Consider the following 17,473-nt stretch of genomic DNA (forward strand, 5'->3'; position numbering starts at 1 on the left):
GTTACGCGCGGTTGCTGCTGCCGAACAAGCGCATTTTTCCTTTGACTACTTCCTTGATCGCGTCGCGAGCAGGGCCCAGATATTTGCGCGGGTCGATCTCGTTCGGCTTGGCTTCCAGCACTTTGCGTACCGTTTCGGTGCATGCGACTTGAGATTCGGTATTGACGTTGATTTTTCCTACGCCCAGGCTGATGGATTTGACAATCGCATCGTCCGGTACGCCGGAACCGCCGTGCAGCACGATAGGAGCGGCGATGTTGTTCGCCACTTTTTCGATGATGTCAAAGCGAATTTTCGGAACGCCCTTGTACATGCCGTGCGCAGTACCTACGGCGATCGCTACGTAGTCTACTTTTGTCTCTTCCCAGAAGCGGATCGCCTCTTCCGGATTTGCCAGAGTGGCATCTTCCTCATCCACGGACAGGTCATCCTCTACCCCGCCGATCGTACCGAGCTCGCCCTCAACAGAAACGCCAACAGCGTGTGCAGCCTCTACTACTTGTTTGGTCAAACGAATGTTGTCTTCAAACGAGTGATGAGAACCATCGAACATGACAGAAGAGAATCCGGCGCGGATGCACTTCATCACCATGTCAAAATTGCTGCCGTGATCCAGGTGCAATGCGACCGGGACACCTGCGCGCTCCGCCGCTACTTTCGCGATGGCCACGGTGTAGTCGATGCCCATGTATTTAAGAGCTCCCTCGGAAACCCCGAAAATGACAGGCGACTTTTCTTCCATCGCGGCTTCGGTAATGGCTTGAGTAAACTCTAGGTTGTTCAGGTTGAATTGTCCGACGGCGTATTTATGCTTCTTGACGTCTTCGGTAAAAGCGGTCATAGGTACCAGTGGCATGTTTGTAAATCCTCCTCTAGCAGACTTCAATCATGTGGCTTATTATATCACAGACACTTGGTTGTTAACAGGTACGCTTGTCTCGGGTGTCCTTGGGCCTAGCAAGCCAGCTGCTGATGAACGGCCATTCGCAGCTCGTCGATATCAAACGGTTTGGTAAAATGTGTCAACGCACCCAGCTGTGTCGCTTCCTTGATCATGTCGAGCTCGCCATACGCTGTCATCATGATGACTTTGATGTCCTGATTGATTTTCTTGATGTGCTTCAAAATCTCGATCCCGTCCATGCCAGGAATCTTCATATCGAGTATAACCAGATCGGGCGACTCTTTTTCCACGATTTCCAAGGCCATCTTTCCGTTTGCCGCCTGGAATGTCTTGTACCCTTCCTTGCCCAGCACCTCGTACAGCAAAATGCGGATTCCGTACTGATCGTCGACTACCAACACTTTTTTATCCTGCTTGTCCAACATTCAATTTCCCCCTGACCAGAGCCTTTTCCTTATGGACTTAAGTTCGCCTAAATTCAGGAAACTCCTTCCCAAACCCGGCGAAATTTTCCCGCGTTGCCGCTTTGGAGTATAATGGTTGTACCATTTTACAGCCGAGTGAGGAGCCCGCAAACGCAATGGACACTGTCCTTTTGATATGCTTGCTGACGTTCGTCATCCATACCACAGAGACTCTTTCCTACGCCGTGCGTTTTGCAGGCGTACAGACGGGGAGACTGGCCGTAGCCTTGTCCCTCGTCGGCATCATATTGCTGCTGTCCCGCACCTCGAACTTGATTCAAGGGCCGTTCACCGGGGGTCTGATCGACCAGGCGGCCTTGCAGCATACCGATCCGAGCCTGAAGCTGCACTTGATTATTGTCGCCTCCACCCTGGGAACACTGACAGCCATATTGTTGTTTCCAACTGCGGTACAGCTCTCGAAAAGACTGATCGCAAGGCTGGAGCTGGCCGGCTCGATCCCGCAAATGCTGCGCACGGCCGTGACAATCGACAGCCTCCGAAGCGTGCGGCACCACGTGCGAGTGCCCAGCCTCCCTGTTATTTCGCGCTTTCGGATCAAGGGGGTGCCCAAGCGCCTCCTGCTTCTCAACTGCATCGGAACGGGCATCTACACGAGCAGCGTCCTTTCCGTGCTGTACGCCACACTGCTGGCGCCGGATTACAAAGCAACCGTGTCGATGTCATCCGGGATGATCAATGGGTTTGCCACCATTTTCATGACGATCCTGGTCGATCCGCAGGTCGCGCTCATGACGGAAAAAGCGATGCAAGGCACATCCTCGCACGACTCAATCCGCGATATGTACCAGTGGCTGATGATCTCCCGCTTTTTCGGAACGCTGCTCGCCCAGGCGCTGCTCATCCCCTCCGCTTACTGGGTCGCGTGGATCGCCCCGCTCTTCCATTAAAAGACCGTACACAAAAAAGCACCTGCGGTTTTCTCACGCGCAGGTGCTTTTTCCTTGCTTCTCTTTATTTCCGGTGGGTCAGGGACGCTTTTACAAAGTCGCGGAACAGCGGTTGCGGGCGGTTCGGACGGGAGGTGAACTCCGGATGGAACTGGGTAGCCACGAACCAAGGATGCTCAGGTACTTCCACGATTTCCACCAGGCGGCCGTCCGGCGAGGTGCCGGCAAAACGCAAGCCCAGAGACGCCAGTTGCTCGCGGTATTCGTTGTTGACCTCGTAACGGTGGCGGTGACGCTCGTACACCAAGGTGCTGCCGTACGCCTGCTCGGTCAGGCTTCCCTCTTCGACTTTGGTCGGGCCGACACCCAGGCGCATCGTGCCGCCTTTGTCTTCGATGTCCTTTTGCTCCGGCAGAAGGTCGATGACAGGATAAGGCGTGTCCGGATTGATCTCGGAGCTGTTCGCCAGATCCATTCCCGCCACGTGGCGCGCAAATTCGATAACTGCGATCTGCATGCCAAGGCAAATGCCCAGGAACGGAACTTTATTTTCACGAGCGTAGCGCGTCGCGATGATTTTCCCTTCGATCCCGCGGTCTCCGAATCCGCCTGGGACGAGGATGCCATCGACATCGCCCAACAGCTCTTCGACGTTTTGCAGAGTGACTTCTTCGGCACTTACCCATTTGATGTCGATTTTGGAATCAATTGCATAGCCGCCGTGGTACAGCGCTTCTGCAACGGACAGGTAAGCGTCGTGCAGTTCCACGTATTTCCCGACAATCGCGATGCGCGTGGTCTTGGACAGGTTTTTGATCTTCGCGACCAGCGATTTCCACTCGGTCATGTCCGCTTCCTGGCAAGTCAGGCCCAGGTGGCGGCAGACGTAATCGTCCAGACCTTGTGCTTGCAGCTGCAACGGCACGTCATAGAGAGTCTCGGCGTCGACGCATTCCACGACTGCGTTTTTATCGATGTCACAGAACAGAGCCAGCTTGTCTTTCATCTCTTGAGTCATCGGCTGTTCGGTCCGGGTCACGATGACAGTAGGCTGGATGCCCAGGCTGCGCAGTTCCTTCACGCTGTGCTGGGTCGGCTTCGTTTTCATTTCGCCGGCAGCTTTGATGTAAGGAACGAGCGTCACATGGATGTACATGACGTTCTCGCGGCCGATGTCGCTCTTGATCTGGCGGATCGCTTCCAGGAACGGCAGGCTCTCGATGTCTCCGACAGTTCCGCCGATCTCGGTGATGACGACGTCTGCACCCGTCTCGCGGCCTGCACGGAATACGCGTTCCTTGATCTCGTTGGTGATGTGCGGAATGACCTGTACGGTACCGCCCAGATAGTCGCCGCGGCGTTCTTTCGCAATGACCGAAGAGTAAATTTTACCGGTCGTTACATTGGAGTTGGCGCTCAGGTTGATGTCGATAAAACGCTCGTAGTGCCCAAGGTCCAAGTCCGTTTCCGCTCCATCGTCCGTCACGAACACTTCCCCGTGCTGGTACGGGCTCATCGTCCCCGGGTCAACGTTGATGTATGGGTCAAACTTCTGGATGGTAACTTTTAGTCCCCGATTCTTCAGGAGTCGGCCCAGAGACGCCGCTGTAATCCCTTTTCCCAACGAGGATACGACCCCGCCTGTCACAAAAATATACTTCGTCATCGTTAACGTCCCCTCTTTCCCTTATCCTCAAGATGATTGAAAAACATATGAAGACGGCTCCCAAAAAAAAGAAAAACAAAAGCGAGTCCTATCCCGTGAACCAATGGGGTAGGGGCACTTTTGTTTTATAGTTTCCCATATTCAAACCTTCTTCATGTGAAGCCCAAGGAGTATTTTATCTGTCCCTCAAGCGGAAGTCAAGGACTTATCATTTGTCATCTTCGTCTTCGGCGTCCTCGTCCAGTTCTGCCTCTTCCAGCTCTTCTTCCTCGAACAGCTCCTCTTCGTCCTCGAGCTCTTCCTCATCGATCTCCGGGTCGATTTCATCGTCTTCGATTTCGGCCTCTTCGTCCACGAATTCTTCGTCGTCTTCAAAGATGACCACATCGTCTTCTTCGTAATCTTCGACGATTTCGTCTTCGGTATCGTAGTCGTCGAAGTCGTCGTCCAGGATGACCTTTTTCTTTTTGGTGCCTCCGCCTTCCTGGGTCTCCTCGACCGTATCGGTCGGATACCAGCGTTTGAGGCCCCATACGTTGTCGCCGAGGCAGACGAAACGGCCGTCGATGTTAATTTCTGTGTATACTTGAGCGATGATGGCCATGAGATCTTCTTTAGACATCTGGCGAATAGTCGCCAGTTCATCCATCAGTTCGCGGAAGTTGTAAGTCCGGTTGGTTTCGCGCAAAATTTCATACGCAATGTCAACCAATGCCATTTCACTCAGTTTTTCTGGATCAATATGGGCAAACAATTGACTCACTGAAGGGCACGTCCTTTCCATTGAAAACTATGGGATACCATGCGGCCTTTCCTTTTTGAGGCTCGGCCTTGTATCGGTAAATCAACAATAATTACGGATTCTTCGATTGTACACCATACGAAGGCTAACATACAGTATTCCTTATTTTAGACGAAAATGCAAGGCTTTCAAACGCTAAGAGAAGGAAAATCCCCCGGCCGACCTGCCGAGGGAGATCCATCCTACATATTCCGGCGGTATTGTCCGCCCACTTCATACAAGGCCGCGCTGATCTGCCCCAGCGAAGCCACCTTCACCGTCTCCATCAGCTCTGCGAAAATATTGCCGCCGGACATGGCGACCTCCTGCAGACGGCGCAGCGCCGGTCCGGCCTTGGCGCGGTTTCTTTCCTGGAAGGCGCGCAGGTTTTGGATCTGCTGCACCTTCTCTTCTTCCGTGGCGCGCGCCAGCTCGATCTCGTAGTCTTCCTCGGAGGAATTCGGATTGATAAAGGTGTTGACCCCGATGATCGGCAGCTCGCCCGTATGCTTCTTCATTTCGTAGTACATCGACTCATCCTGGATCTTGCCGCGCTGGTACTGGGTCTCCATCGCACCGAGAACGCCACCGCGGGAGCTGATCCGCTCGAATTCCTGCATGACCGCTTCCTCGACCAGATCCGTCAGTTCCTCGATGATGAACGCTCCTTGCAGCGGATTTTCGTTTTTCGCCAGCCCGAGCTCTTTATTGATGATCATCTGGATGGCCATGGCGCGGCGAACCGAGTTTTCCGTCGGTGTCGTGATTGCCTCGTCATAGGCGTTGGTGTGCAAGGAGTTGCAATTGTCATAGATGGCGACCAGCGCCTGAAGGGTAGTCCGGATGTCGTTGAAATCCATTTCCTGCGCGTGCAGCGAGCGACCCGACGTCTGAATGTGGTACTTCAGCTTTTGGCTGCGCTCGTTGGCACCGTAGCGGTTTTTCATCACGGTCGCCCAGATGCGGCGCGCGACCCGGCCAATCACGGTGTACTCGGGATCGAGGCCGTTGGAGAAAAAGAACGACAGGTTTGGCGCAAAGTCGTCAATGTTCATGCCCCGGCTCAGGTAGTACTCGACATACGTAAAGCCGTTTGCAAGTGTAAACGCCAGTTGGGTGATCGGGTTCGCACCCGCCTCCGCGATGTGGTAGCCCGAGATGGAGACGGAATAGTAGTTGCGCACTTTGTGGTCGATGAAATACTGCTGAATATCCCCCATCATCCGCAAGGCGAACTCTGTGGAGAAAATGCAGGTGTTTTGCCCCTGATCCTCCTTGAGAATGTCCGCTTGCACCGTCCCGCGCACCGTCGACAGCGTGTACGCCTTGATCTGTTCGCTTTCCTCAGCGGTAGGCTGACGCCCTTCCCGCGCTACGAATGCTTCGATCTGCTGCTCGATCGCCGTGTTCATGAACATCGCCAGGATCATCGGAGCCGGGCCGTTGATCGTCATCGACACCGACGTGCTCGGCGCACACAGGTCAAAGCCCGCATACAGCTTTTTCATGTCGTCCAGCGTACAGATGCTTACGCCGCTGGTGCCGATCTTGCCATAAATGTCCGGGCGGTAGTCGGGGTCTTCCCCGTACAGGGTCACAGAATCAAACGCCGTGCTCAACCGCTTGGCCTCATCGTTTTGCGACAAGAAGTGGAAGCGGCGGTTGGTGCGCTCCGGCGTGCCTTCTCCGGCAAATTGACGCTTCGGATCCTCCCCTTCCCGTTTGAACGGAAACACACCTGCCGTATACGGGAACTCACCTGGGAAGTTTTCCTTGAGGGACCATTTCAAGATTTCTCCCCAATCCTCGAACTGCGGCACCGATACTTTGGGAATGCGCGTACCGGACAGCGATTCGCTGAACAGCTTGGTCACGATCTCCTTGTCTCGGATTTTGGTCACGAATTGATCCTGCTTGTAGGCGGCCTTTAGCTTCGGCCACTGCTCCAAAATGCGCTTGCACTCCGGATGCAGCTTTTCCTCGAACAGCTCGATCTGTTTTTCCAGTACGGCTGCGACTTCACGAGCCGAGTCCTCGCCGGACGCCAGCAGCGTCTCCTTTGCGCCGTGCAGCTGGTACAGCTTTCGGGCAATCGCCGACTGTTCTTCCGCATACTGGCGGTAGCGGCGGACGGTATTTGCGATTTCTTGCAAGTAGTTGACCCTTTCTGTCGGAATCAACGAAGTTTTATGAATTTTGACAGGAGTCGTATCCAGTCCCTCGAGAGGCCAATCCACTCCTGTTTTCTCCACGATCTTGTGCATCAAGGCAGCGAACAGCACGTTGGTGCCCGGATCGTTGAATTGGCTGGCGATCGTGCCGTAGACCGGGACTTTCTCGTCTGGCAGCTCGAACTGCTGGTGGTTGCGCCGGTATTGTTTCCGAACCTCGCGCAGAGCGTCCTCCGAGCCTTTGCGCTCGAACTTGTTGATGGCAATCACGTCGGCAAAATCCAGCATGTCGATCTTCTCGAGCTGGGACGGCGCCCCGAATTCGCTGGTCATCACGTACATGGACACGTCGCACACCTCGGTGACCTGGGCATCCCCCTGACCGATTCCGCTCGTCTCCACGATGATCAGATCGAAATGGGCAGCCCGCGCCACGCGAATCGCGTCCTTCAATGCAGCTGACAGCTCCATCCCCGATTTGCGGGTAGCCAGGCTGCGCATGTAGACGCGCGGCGTGTTGTTGGCGTTCATCCGAATGCGGTCGCCAAGCAGCGCTCCGCCCGACTTTTGCTTGGACGGATCGACGGACAGGATGGCGACTGTCTTGTCAGTGTACTTGCGAATGAACCGGCGCACCAGTTCGTCCGTGAGCGAGCTTTTTCCTGCTCCGCCCGTACCGGTAATTCCCAGCACCGGGACCGCCCCCTGCGGCTCTGGCACGCTGCTTTGGAGCGGCTCCACCCATTCTTTTTGGTCGACGGCGTACTCTGCCACGGAGATTAGCCGCGCAACCGCCTGATGATTTTGCTCGCGCAGCTTTTCCACTTCATCGTTCAGCTCTTTGACCGTCGGAAAGTCGGCGTGCCGGATCATGTCGTTGATCATGCCCTGCAAGCCGAGCTGACGGCCGTCGTCCGGCGAATAGATTTTGCACACGCCGTATTTCTCCAACTCCCGAATTTCCCGTGGAACGATGACACCGCCCCCGCCCCCAAACACGCGGATATGCTCGGCTCCTCGCTCTTTCAACAAATCAATGATGTATTTGAAAAACTCCACATGCCCACCCTGGTAGGAGCTGATGGCAATCCCTTGCACATCCTCCTGGATCGCAGCGGTGACAATATCGCGGGCAGAGTGGTTGTGGCCAAGATGGATCACTTCCACTCCCGACGATTGCAAAATACGACGCATGATGTTGATCGAGGCATCGTGACCGTCATACAGGCTGGCTGCGGTCACAAAGCGAACTTTGTTTTGCGGACGATACACTTCCGTTTCCATCGTTCCACTCTCCCTTTATTCGGAGACACTGATTTCACGCAGCAACAAAGCGATCTGCTTCTCCGTGTACTCCTCCAGCGTATAGTGTTTGCGCAAAGCCCACCGGCGGAACACCCACATCTCGCCCAGCACCATGATATTGTCGGCCATGAGCTTGACGTGTTTTTCGTCCATGCTGATCGAACCGTCGGCGATCCCTTTGCGAATGATCTCTACGAAAACCTGGGCGATTTCCTCTTCCCGTCCCAGAACGTAACGCAGCGTTTCTTTCGGCAGCGATTTGGATTCCTGATAAATGAGCAAAACCCGGTCGCTCATCTGGTCCATCACGCGGATGAAGCTTTTCAGCGCCAGCTTTAAAATTTTCAGACCAGTCCCGTTAAAGTTGATCGCCTCGCGCAGACGGCTCTCCATCTCGGCATGGATCGCGTCGCACACCAAATACAGGACGTCTTCCTTCGATTCGATATACTCGTACAAGGTCCCGATACTAAAACCAGACGCACGGGCGATCTCTCTGGTCGTGGTTTTATGGAAGCCTTTATGGATGAACAAATTGACAGCCGCTTCGATGATTTGCTCCCGGCGCTTCTCGATCAGCTTCGGATCCTTCACTAAAGAAGGAATCGATTTTCGTTTCTCAGACACAACATTATCCACCTTTCCGACCGACTGAGCGTTTGGTCAGCCACCCTATCCAAAGCAAAGGCAAAACGCTCGTCTCTGTATCTTATCGCAACTATTATACGCGAGTAAAAGGCGGAAGCCAAACCTTTCTTTTGCAGTTCCGCTTGCATCGGCTCGGGCGAGCGAAGAAACAGCGGGGGCAGGGCGCCCTGCCCCCCCGGTCGGTAAATGGTGGTAGTATCGATCTTATTCTTTCAGCAAGTAGTTGCTGATGACTACCCGCTGAATTTCATTGGTTCCTTCGTAGATTTGCGTGATTTTCGCATCGCGCATGAAGCGCTCCACCGGATATTCCCGGGTGTAGCCGTACCCGCCGAATACCTGGACGGCTTCCGTGGTCACTTCCATCGCGGTGTCACCTGCGAACACCTTGGACATCGCGGATGCTTTTCCGTACGGCAGGCCTTGATCCTCGAGCCACGCCGCTTGGTACGTGAGCAGGCGGGAGGCTTCGATCTTGGTGGCCATGTCTGCGAGCTTGAATTGAATCGCTTGCAGGGAAGCGATCGGCTTGCCGAACTGATTGCGCTCCTTCGCGTAGCCGAGAGCGTGCTCGTATGCTCCCTGGGCGATGCCCAACGCTTGCGCCGCGATCCCGTTGCGTCCTCCATCCAGCGTCATCATGGCGATCTTGAAGCCCTGGCCTTCTTCCCCCAGCAAGTTCTCGGCCGGCACACGGACATCCTCGAAGTTCACGGCCAGCGTCGGCGAGGAGCGAATCCCCAGCTTTTTCTCTTTTTTGCCCATCGTAAATCCGTCCATGCCTTTTTCTACGATGAAAGCGCTGATGCCTTTGTGCTTCAGCTCCGGATTGGTCACGGCAAACACGATGTAGATCTCGGCTTCGCCCGCATTCGTGATGAAAATCTTACTTCCGTTCAGGATGTAATGGTCGCCATCGCGGACCGCCGTCGTTCGCATACCTGCGGAGTCGGAGCCGGAGCCTGGCTCGGTGAGGCAGTACGCCCCCATCTTTTTCCCTTCAGCCAGCGGGCGCAAAAACTTCTGCTTCTGCTCCTCCGATCCGAACTTGTAAAGCGGCCAGCTGGCGAGCGACACATGGGCGGACAGCGTCACTCCGATGGAAGCGTCCACGCGGGACAGCTCTTCGACAGCGATGACGTAGCTGAGGTAGTCCGCACCTGCCCCGCCGTACTTCTCCGGCCACGGAATGCCCGTCAAGCCGAGCTCCGCCATTTGCTCAAAAATGGAACGGTCAAACCGCTCTTCCTCGTCGCGCTCTGCTGCCGTCGGAGCCACTTGGTTTTCGGCAAAGTCACGGATCATTTTTCGCAGCATCTCATGTTCTTCCGTCAATTGAAAATTCATTTCTCCCACTCCCCCGTGTGCTTGTTCGGCCAATCCGCTCCGGCGCAGGACGCTCTTTCCGGGATTGACTCCTCTTTTCCTTACGAAAGCAAATGCTTGGCGATCACGATGCGTTGAATCTCGTTCGTCCCCTCGTAGATTTGCGTGACCTTGGCGTCGCGGAACAGCCGCTCTACCGGATAGTCGCGCGTATAGCCGTAGCCGCCAAAAATTTGCACGGCTTCCGTCGCAAGCTCCATTGCCGTATCGGTGGCAAAGCGCTTTGCCATCGAGGCTTGCAATCCACAGGCTTTTCCCTGGCTGCGCAGCCACGCTGCCTGGTAGACGAGCAATCTCGCGGCTTCCGCCTTGGTCGCCATGTCTGCGAGCTTGAATGCCACCGCCTGCTGCTTGCCGATCGGTTGGCCGAACTGTTTCCGCTCCTTGGCGTACTCGGTCGCATACCCAACCGCTGCCTCGGCAATCCCGAGCGCTTGCGCGGCAATGCCGATCCGCCCTGTGTCGAGATTGGCCATCGCGATGGTGAAGCCTTCCCCTTCTTTTCCGAGCAGGTTGGCCGCAGGGACTCGAGCGTTGTCAAACACCAGCTCGGTCGTATAAGAGCCGTTCAGCCCCATTTTCTTTTCCTTTTTCCCGACGATAAAGCCGGGGGTGTCCCTCTCCACGATAAAGGCGGAAATCCCCCTCGTTCCCTTGGAAGCATCCGTCACGGCAAATGCGATGTACGTGTCGGCTTCCCCGCCATTCGTGATGAACACTTTGTTTCCGTTCAGCACGTACTCGTCACCCTTGCGAACGGCTGATGTCCGTATGCTGCTCGCGTCAGATCCCGCATGCGGCTCCGTCAGGGCAAAGGCCCCCAAATACTCTCCCGCTGCCAGCTTGCTCACGAATTTGCGCTTCTGCTCGTCGGTTCCGAAGTACAGGATAGGGTTGGTGCCCACCGACGTGTGAACGGACAGGATGCAGCCCACTGTCGCGCTCACCTTGGAAATTTCGTGAATGGCGATGATATAGGAGAGGAAGTCCATACCCGCTCCGCCCCACTCTTCTCCGACAGGGATGCCCATCAGCCCCATCTCGCCCATCTTTTTCAAAACCGGTCGCGGAAACTGATCGATCTCCTCCATCACCGGGACAAAAGGGGCGATTTCCTTTTGAGCGAAATCCCGCACCATGCGGCGCATCATTTCGTGTTCTTCCATCAGTCGAAAATCCATGACAGTCCTACCTTTCTGCCTATCGATCGTCTGTCAGTTGTAAGTGTAGAACCCGCGACCGGATTTTTTGCCGAGCCAGCCCGCCTTTACGTATTTGCGGAGCAGCGGGCACGGACGGTACTTGGAATCGCCGAAGCCCTCGTGCAGTACTTCCATGATGTACAAGCACGTATCCAGCCCGATAAAGTCGGCCAGCGTGAGCGGCCCCATCGGATGGTTCATCCCCAGCTTCATGACCTCGTCGATTGCCTCGGGAGTCGCCACCCCTTCGTATACGCAGTAAATGGCTTCGTTGATCATCGGCATGAGCACCCGGTTGGAAACAAACCCTGGGAAATCGTTGACGCTGACCGGCACTTTTTTCATTTGCTTGGACAGATCCTCTGTCAGCTGATAGACCTCGTCCGCCGTCTGCAGGCCGCGGATGATCTCGACCAGCTTCATGACGGGCACGGGATTCATGAAGTGCATCCCGATGACCTTTTCCGGGCGCTTCGTCACTGCCGCGATTTCCGTAATCGGCAAGGAAGAAGTGTTGCTGGCGAGCACCGTATGCGGCGGACAAACTTCATCCAGCTTGGTGAAAATCTGCGTTTTGACCGCCATGTTTTCCGTCACGGCTTCGATGACGAAGTCGGCTTCCTTGCCGTCCGCCAAATCGGTAGAAGACACCAGCCGTGACAGCACCGTCTGCTTGTCTTCCTCGCTCAAGGCGCCTTTTTCCACGCTGCGGCTCAGGTTTTTCGCGATAGCCGCCAAGCCGCGGTCGACGAATTCTTGCTTGATATCGTTCAGATAGACGCGGAAGCCTGCCTGTGCCGCTACCTGGGCAATCCCGCTGCCCATCTGTCCCGCGCCGATGACCATCATTGTTTGTACATTCATGAAAAGGCCTCCTTACTCCACTTTAATCAAGACGGCATCGCCCTGTGCGGCTCCGCTGCAGATAGCTGCGATTCCGAGGCCGCTGCCCCGGCGCTTCAGCTCGTAGGCGAGGTGCAGGACGATCCTGGCGCCGCTCGCTCCGATCGGATGGCCGAGCGCGATTGCCCCGCCGTTCACATTCACTTTTTCCTCGTCCCAGCCCACAATCTTGCCGCTGGTCAGCGTCACCGCTGCGAATGCCTCGTTTACTTCAAATAGATCGATGTCTTCCAGAGCGACTCCCGTCTTTTTCAGCAGCTTTTGAATGGCGAGACCTGGGGTTGTCGCAATATACGGTGCCTCCGCTCCGACCTGGGCGTGCCCCAGAACGGTAGCCAGCGGTTTGATCCCCAGCTGCGCAGCCTTGTCATCCGACATCAGGACCATCGCTGCCGCCCCGTCGTTTATGCCCGGCGCATTGCCTGCCGTGATCGTCCCGTCCTTCTTGTAGACGGGCGCCAGCTTTGCCAGCACCTCCAGCGTGGTGTCCGGGCGCGGACCTTCATCCTGGCTGACGAGGATCGGGTCGCCCTTTCGCTGTGGAATCGACACAGGGACGATCTCTTCGGCAAAGATCCCGCTCTCGATCGCCCGTGCAGCCCGCTGCTGGCTGCGCAGCGCCCATCTGTCCTGCTCTTCGCGGGTAATACCGTACTCGTCCGCTACATTGCTGCCATGTACAGCCATCGGCACCTGGTCAAACGGACACGTGAGGCCGTCGTACATCATCAAATCCCGAACTGTCGCATCCCCCATCCGCATGCCGTACCGTGCGTCTGGCAAAGCGTACGGAACATTGCTCATGCTCTCCATCCCGCCGGCCACGATAATCTCACCGTCTCCCGCACGGATGATCTGATCCCCCATCGTGACGGCCCGCATCCCCGAAGCGCACACTTTGTTGATCGTCTCGCTGGCCACGTCCCAAGGCAATCCCGCCTTGCGGGCAGCCTGCCGGGAAGGCACCTGGCCCGCACCCGCCTGCACGACCATGCCCATGATGACCTCATCGACCTGCTCTCCGGACACTCCGGAGCGCGCCAACGCTTCCTTGATCACAACCGCGCCCAATTCGACTGCAGACAACGCTTTCAAAGCTCCGCCAAACTTGCCGAAAGGGGTACGTGCTCCCCCTGCAATCACTGTTTTCATGGATGTTGCCCTCCATTCAGTCGCTGTTGTCGCCCATCAACGAAGAGTGAATTGACCGAGCGTTCGTTCATATTTTCTTATCTTCATTTTGCCGCCTTCCTTCGGATTAGTCAATGAATTACGAAAAAAAGAACAGCCTGACTTCTCTCCGCCAGTCAGGCTGTTCGTTGTCATTGTATGGCCAACCAGCCAATTTTCCAGAAGCCCTTTTTGCTCGGCTGCAAACGATAGGCTGTTTTCTCGCGATTGTCCTTGTACGTTATCCATACGACCGCTTCCTTGTCTGCCGTAGGCTCTACCGAAAATCCACTTGCAAATTCACGCAAGGTCTTCACCTGTTTCCAGTTGTTCCTCTCTCCTATCGGATCGTTCTTTGCATCTGCCAAAAACTGCTCCAGCGTCGGCTTCTCGAATTCCCCGTCCTGAATGTGCAAGGCGTACTGCGTGACCAGATCACCTTCTTCCACCGCTTTTATATACAGCTTCAACACTTGGATGGGATTCAGTCCACGCAGCAGTTCGTCCTTCTGTTCATTCTTGAAGGCAGCATAGCTGGATTGCTCGGCAGGCGTCAAGTCAAAAACAGACGGGATGCGCGGAGCATCCATGATCTCTTCGGCGACCGTTCCGTTTCCTCTCATTTTGAATACGTGCACGTCATCGCCTTGCATATAGCTCAATGAATAACCGCAAAGCTTTTTCTCCTTCCACCCGACCAGCAAATACGCCCCCGCTTCTCTTTGGAGCAATTCTTCCTTTTCACCGAAAGCCCCGTCTTCCAGTCCCTTTCCTCCCTTGCGAAAAAAGGCGTAGCCCCAATACTCGTCTGCATCCTCTTCGATGGCATTGCTATGTCCCCTTACCGTGTAGACCAACGGCAGCTGTTGTTTCAACTCCTCCTGTGACAGTCCGATGCGAAGAACATTTTTGATCTCTTCCACCTGTTGCAAAACCACCTGATCATCCACGGCGGCAACAGGAGGAACCTCTGTACCGGAAACGCCGCTTCCGATTTGCTTCAGCAGATAATAGGGAGTGATCCCGATCAGGAGCACAGCTGCGAGCAAAGCGAAACCGACAGAATAAACGAGACGGCGGCTTCTGGCGTGGCTGCTCTCGATTTTCAGCCGTATCCGCTTCTCCAGGTCCGCCGTATCCTCTGTGCCCTGCAGCAACGTTTGGTCAGCTGTTTCTTTGAACCCCGCCAGCATTTGGTCCAGCTTCATTCGAGCTCCTCCTTTTCCCATGACGCCTTGAGCTTCTTGCGCGCCCGATGCAGCTTTGTATAGACCGCACCTGCGGACACTCCCAGAACCTCCGCTATTTGTTCTGCGGGCATTTCCTCATAATAGTGCAAAAGAATCAGCTGGCGGTCTTTGTACGGCAAAGCCATGACGTGCCTGGCAAAGCGGATGCGCAGCTCGTTTTGCACAACGGTTGACTCGATTCCCTCGACGATTTCCAGATCTATCTGCGGTTTGAAAAAAAGATGGCGAAACGACCACGAGCGCAAATGCCTTTTCGCTTCGTTGACGGCGATCCTGTACACCCATGTTTGCATGGAGCTCTCCATGCGAAAGCTGCCGAGATTCTTATAAGCGCGAAGGAACACTTCCTGCGTGATGTCCTCTGCCAGGCTTCGGTCTTTGACCATCAAATAAACAAGTCGCAGCACCTTCTGCAAATAGAGATGGATCAATTCTTCAAACAGCGCCTCCTTTGTTTTGTCCAGGCTCTTTTCCGCGAGTTCCAGGCTCCTCACTCCTTCCTACTCTTTAGATGCAGCTGCTTGCTTTCTCTTACCATTTTTCGGGCAGAAAAAAGAAAAAGCCCCGCCGCTGAATGATCAGCACGAGGCTCGCGTATCTGACGTTATATCGCGTCGGCCAAAATTTCCGCAACATCGCGGGTTTTGACGCTGTCTTCCTGTTCTTTCGTCTTGATCCCGTCGTTCATCATCGTCAGGCAGTACGGGCACGCGCTGGCGATTGCCGTCGGATTGACTTCCAGTGCCTGCTCCGTGCGGGTCACGTTGACGCGGGAGCCCTCGTGCTCCTCCATCCACATGAGGCCGCCGCCTGCGCCACAGCACATGCTGTCGCAGCCGCTGCGCTTCATTTCGACCACTTCCACTCCCGGAATCGCTTCGAGAATGACTCGCGGCTTGTCGTAAATCTCATTGTAGCGCCCCAGGTAACAGGAATCGTGGTACGTGATGCGCTCCCTGACTTCCTTGGTCGGTTTGAGGCGTCCTTCTTTCACCCACTGAGCGAGCAGCTCGGAGTGGTGGTACACTTCTGCCGTAAGTCCGAACTCCGGATATTCGTTTTTGAACGTGTTGTAGGCGTGCGGGTCGCACGTGACGATCTTTTTCACTTCGTATCCTTCGAACAGGGCGATGTTTTCCTGCGCGAGCTGCTGAAACAAAAACTCGTTCCCGATCCGCCGCGCGGTGTCGCCGGAGTTTTTCTCCTCGTTGCCGAGAATGGCGAACTTGATTCCCGCTTCGTGCATCAGCTTGACGAAGGCTTGGGAAATTTTTTGGCTGCGCAGGTCGTACGAGCCCATGGAGCCGACCCAGAACAGGTACTCGAACTCCTCCGCTTCTTTCACCGTCGGCACCGCGTACTCGCCGTTCAGCCCTTCGATCCACTTCGTCCGGTCTTTGCGGTTGATCCCCCAAGGGTTGCCCTGGCGCTCGATGTTGTTCAGCGCCCGCTGCGCTTCCGCCGGCATGCTTCCTTCCGTCATGACGAGATAGCGGCGCATGTCGATGATTTTTTCCACGTGCTCGTTCATGACCGGGCATTGGTCCTCGCAGTTGCGGCAGGTGGTACAAGCCCACAGCTCCTGCTCCGTGATGACATCGCCGATCAAGTTTTTGTCATAGATGGCGACAGCGCCTTCAGAAGCAGCCGCCACTTCCGTGGATTGCAGCGCGATTTGATTGGCGGTCGTCTGCGCAAAGGCAAAGCTCGGCATCCACGGGGTACGCGATGTCACCGCTGCTCCCTTTTCCGTCAAATGGTCGCGCATCTTCGTGATCAGATCCATCGGGGACAGCATCTTGCCGGTTCCCGAGGCTGGACACATATTCGTGCAGCGTCCGCACTCCACACAGGCGTACAGGTCGATCAATTGCGTCTGCGTGAAGTCCTCGATCTTGCCGACGCCGAATACTTCCTGCGTCTCGTCCTCGAAGTTGATGCTGGTCAGCTTGCCGGGCGGGTCGAGCTTTTTGAACCAGACGTTCACCGGCGCAAACAGCAGGTGAGCGTGCTTGGATTGCGGCACGTAGACGGCAAAGCCGAGCAGGATGATCAGGTGCGCCCACCAGAATACGTAAAAGAGGACGGCTCCTCCCGTCTGTCCGACGCCGATCGCCGAGAAAATGACGGCAAGCAGCGAAGAAATCGGAGCGAACCCGGACGGCTCATGTCCGAGCCAGAGCTGCTCGAATGCGAGAGAGAGTAGGACCGACGCCATCAGCGAAGAGATCAAAAGCAGCACAATTCCTGATTTGAAGCCGCGCTTGAGCCGTTTCAGCTTTTCGATATAACGGCGGTAAAACGCGTAGCCGACGGCAGCCAGGATGAGAAAGGTCGTGACCTCCTGCATCAGACTGAAGTATTTGTGAGCGCTGCCAAAGGGAAGCTCAAAGCCTTTCACCAGTCCCTTGATGATCAGCTCCAGGGCCCCGAACTGCAAAATGATGAAGCCGTAGAACATCACCACGTGCATGACGCCGCTCTTTTTGTCCTTCAAGAGCTTCTTTTGAAAGATGACATTGTCCAGCATCAGATTGATGCGTGCGCCGAAATCATCCTTCACGTCCGGCTTTTTCCCCAGTTTGATGAACAAATACCGCGTGTAGATGACATGTCCGGCCAAATAAAGTCCGTAAGCGAGCACCAGAAAAAAGGCGATCAGATTAATGAGTGCCAGCATGATTCTACTCCTCCTCAATGGTTTGCGTTTTC

At 55.3% G+C, this 17,473-nt stretch carries 14 protein-coding genes; 1 reads left to right on the forward strand and 13 read right to left on the reverse strand.

Annotation, left to right across the window (positions count from 1 at the left end; translation table 11 throughout):
- Position 1: 1 nt before the first annotated feature.
- Complete coding sequence (gene fba, locus RGB73_RS28520) at positions 2–856, reverse strand: class II fructose-1,6-bisphosphate aldolase (protein ID WP_310766835.1); 855 nt, start codon at positions 854–856, stop codon at positions 2–4.
- Between the two features lie 98 nt (positions 857–954).
- A complete protein-coding gene (locus RGB73_RS28525) occupies positions 955–1,329 on the reverse strand; it encodes a response regulator (protein WP_203354473.1) in 375 nt (124 codons plus the stop codon).
- A 155-nt stretch (positions 1,330–1,484) separates the two neighbouring features.
- Between RGB73_RS28525 and RGB73_RS28530 the strand changes: the two genes are divergently transcribed.
- On the forward strand, positions 1,485–2,279 hold the full coding sequence (locus RGB73_RS28530) for a lipid II flippase Amj family protein (protein ID WP_310766844.1): 795 nt from the start codon (positions 1,485–1,487) through the stop codon (positions 2,277–2,279).
- Between the two features lie 64 nt (positions 2,280–2,343).
- Here RGB73_RS28530 and RGB73_RS28535 read toward each other — a convergent pair whose 3' ends face one another.
- The 11 genes from RGB73_RS28535 to RGB73_RS28585 form a co-directional block, all read right to left on the reverse strand.
- A complete protein-coding gene (locus RGB73_RS28535; RefSeq protein ID WP_310766847.1) occupies positions 2,344–3,945 on the reverse strand; it encodes a CTP synthase in 1,602 nt (533 codons plus the stop codon).
- A gap of 208 nt (positions 3,946–4,153) precedes the next feature.
- Complete coding sequence (gene rpoE / locus RGB73_RS28540; protein ID WP_310766849.1) at positions 4,154–4,708, reverse strand: DNA-directed RNA polymerase subunit delta; 555 nt, start codon at positions 4,706–4,708, stop codon at positions 4,154–4,156.
- Between the two features lie 221 nt (positions 4,709–4,929).
- Positions 4,930–8,181, reverse strand: coding sequence for a fused isobutyryl-CoA mutase/GTPase IcmF (icmF, locus tag RGB73_RS28545; protein ID WP_310766851.1), 3,252 nt, complete (start codon positions 8,179–8,181; stop codon positions 4,930–4,932).
- 15 nt (positions 8,182–8,196) lie between these two features.
- Entirely contained in the window at positions 8,197–8,829 is a 633-nt protein-coding gene (locus RGB73_RS28550) for a TetR/AcrR family transcriptional regulator (RefSeq protein ID WP_310766853.1), read from the reverse strand.
- A 225-nt stretch (positions 8,830–9,054) separates the two neighbouring features.
- Positions 9,055–10,197 carry an acyl-CoA dehydrogenase gene (locus RGB73_RS28555; RefSeq protein WP_310766855.1) on the reverse strand — a complete coding sequence of 381 codons (1,143 nt, stop codon included), beginning with the start codon at positions 10,195–10,197 and terminating at the stop codon, positions 9,055–9,057.
- A gap of 80 nt (positions 10,198–10,277) precedes the next feature.
- On the reverse strand, positions 10,278–11,417 hold the full coding sequence (locus tag RGB73_RS28560; RefSeq protein WP_310766858.1) for an acyl-CoA dehydrogenase: 1,140 nt from the start codon (positions 11,415–11,417) through the stop codon (positions 10,278–10,280).
- A gap of 33 nt (positions 11,418–11,450) precedes the next feature.
- Complete coding sequence (locus tag RGB73_RS28565) at positions 11,451–12,302, reverse strand: 3-hydroxybutyryl-CoA dehydrogenase (RefSeq protein ID WP_310766861.1); 852 nt, start codon at positions 12,300–12,302, stop codon at positions 11,451–11,453.
- Between the two features lie 12 nt (positions 12,303–12,314).
- Positions 12,315–13,493: an acetyl-CoA C-acetyltransferase gene (locus RGB73_RS28570; protein ID WP_310766865.1), complete on the reverse strand. Its 1,179-nt coding sequence runs from the start codon at positions 13,491–13,493 to the stop codon at positions 12,315–12,317.
- 170 nt (positions 13,494–13,663) lie between these two features.
- The gene (locus RGB73_RS28575) at positions 13,664–14,719 is read right to left on the reverse strand and encodes a hypothetical protein (RefSeq protein WP_310766869.1); all 1,056 of its coding nucleotides are present in this window, start codon (positions 14,717–14,719) and stop codon (positions 13,664–13,666) included.
- Positions 14,716–15,255 carry a sigma-70 family RNA polymerase sigma factor gene (locus RGB73_RS28580; protein ID WP_310766872.1) on the reverse strand — a complete coding sequence of 180 codons (540 nt, stop codon included), beginning with the start codon at positions 15,253–15,255 and terminating at the stop codon, positions 14,716–14,718. The genes RGB73_RS28575 and RGB73_RS28580 overlap by 4 nt, the downstream gene beginning before the upstream one ends.
- 110 nt (positions 15,256–15,365) lie before the next feature.
- Positions 15,366–17,441 carry a (Fe-S)-binding protein gene (locus RGB73_RS28585; RefSeq protein ID WP_310766875.1) on the reverse strand — a complete coding sequence of 692 codons (2,076 nt, stop codon included), beginning with the start codon at positions 17,439–17,441 and terminating at the stop codon, positions 15,366–15,368.
- Positions 17,442–17,473 lie beyond the last annotated feature (32 nt).

Origin of the sequence: Brevibacillus brevis, from assembly GCF_031583145.1 — a bacterium.
Taxonomy (GTDB): domain Bacteria; phylum Bacillota; class Bacilli; order Brevibacillales; family Brevibacillaceae; genus Brevibacillus; species Brevibacillus brevis_E.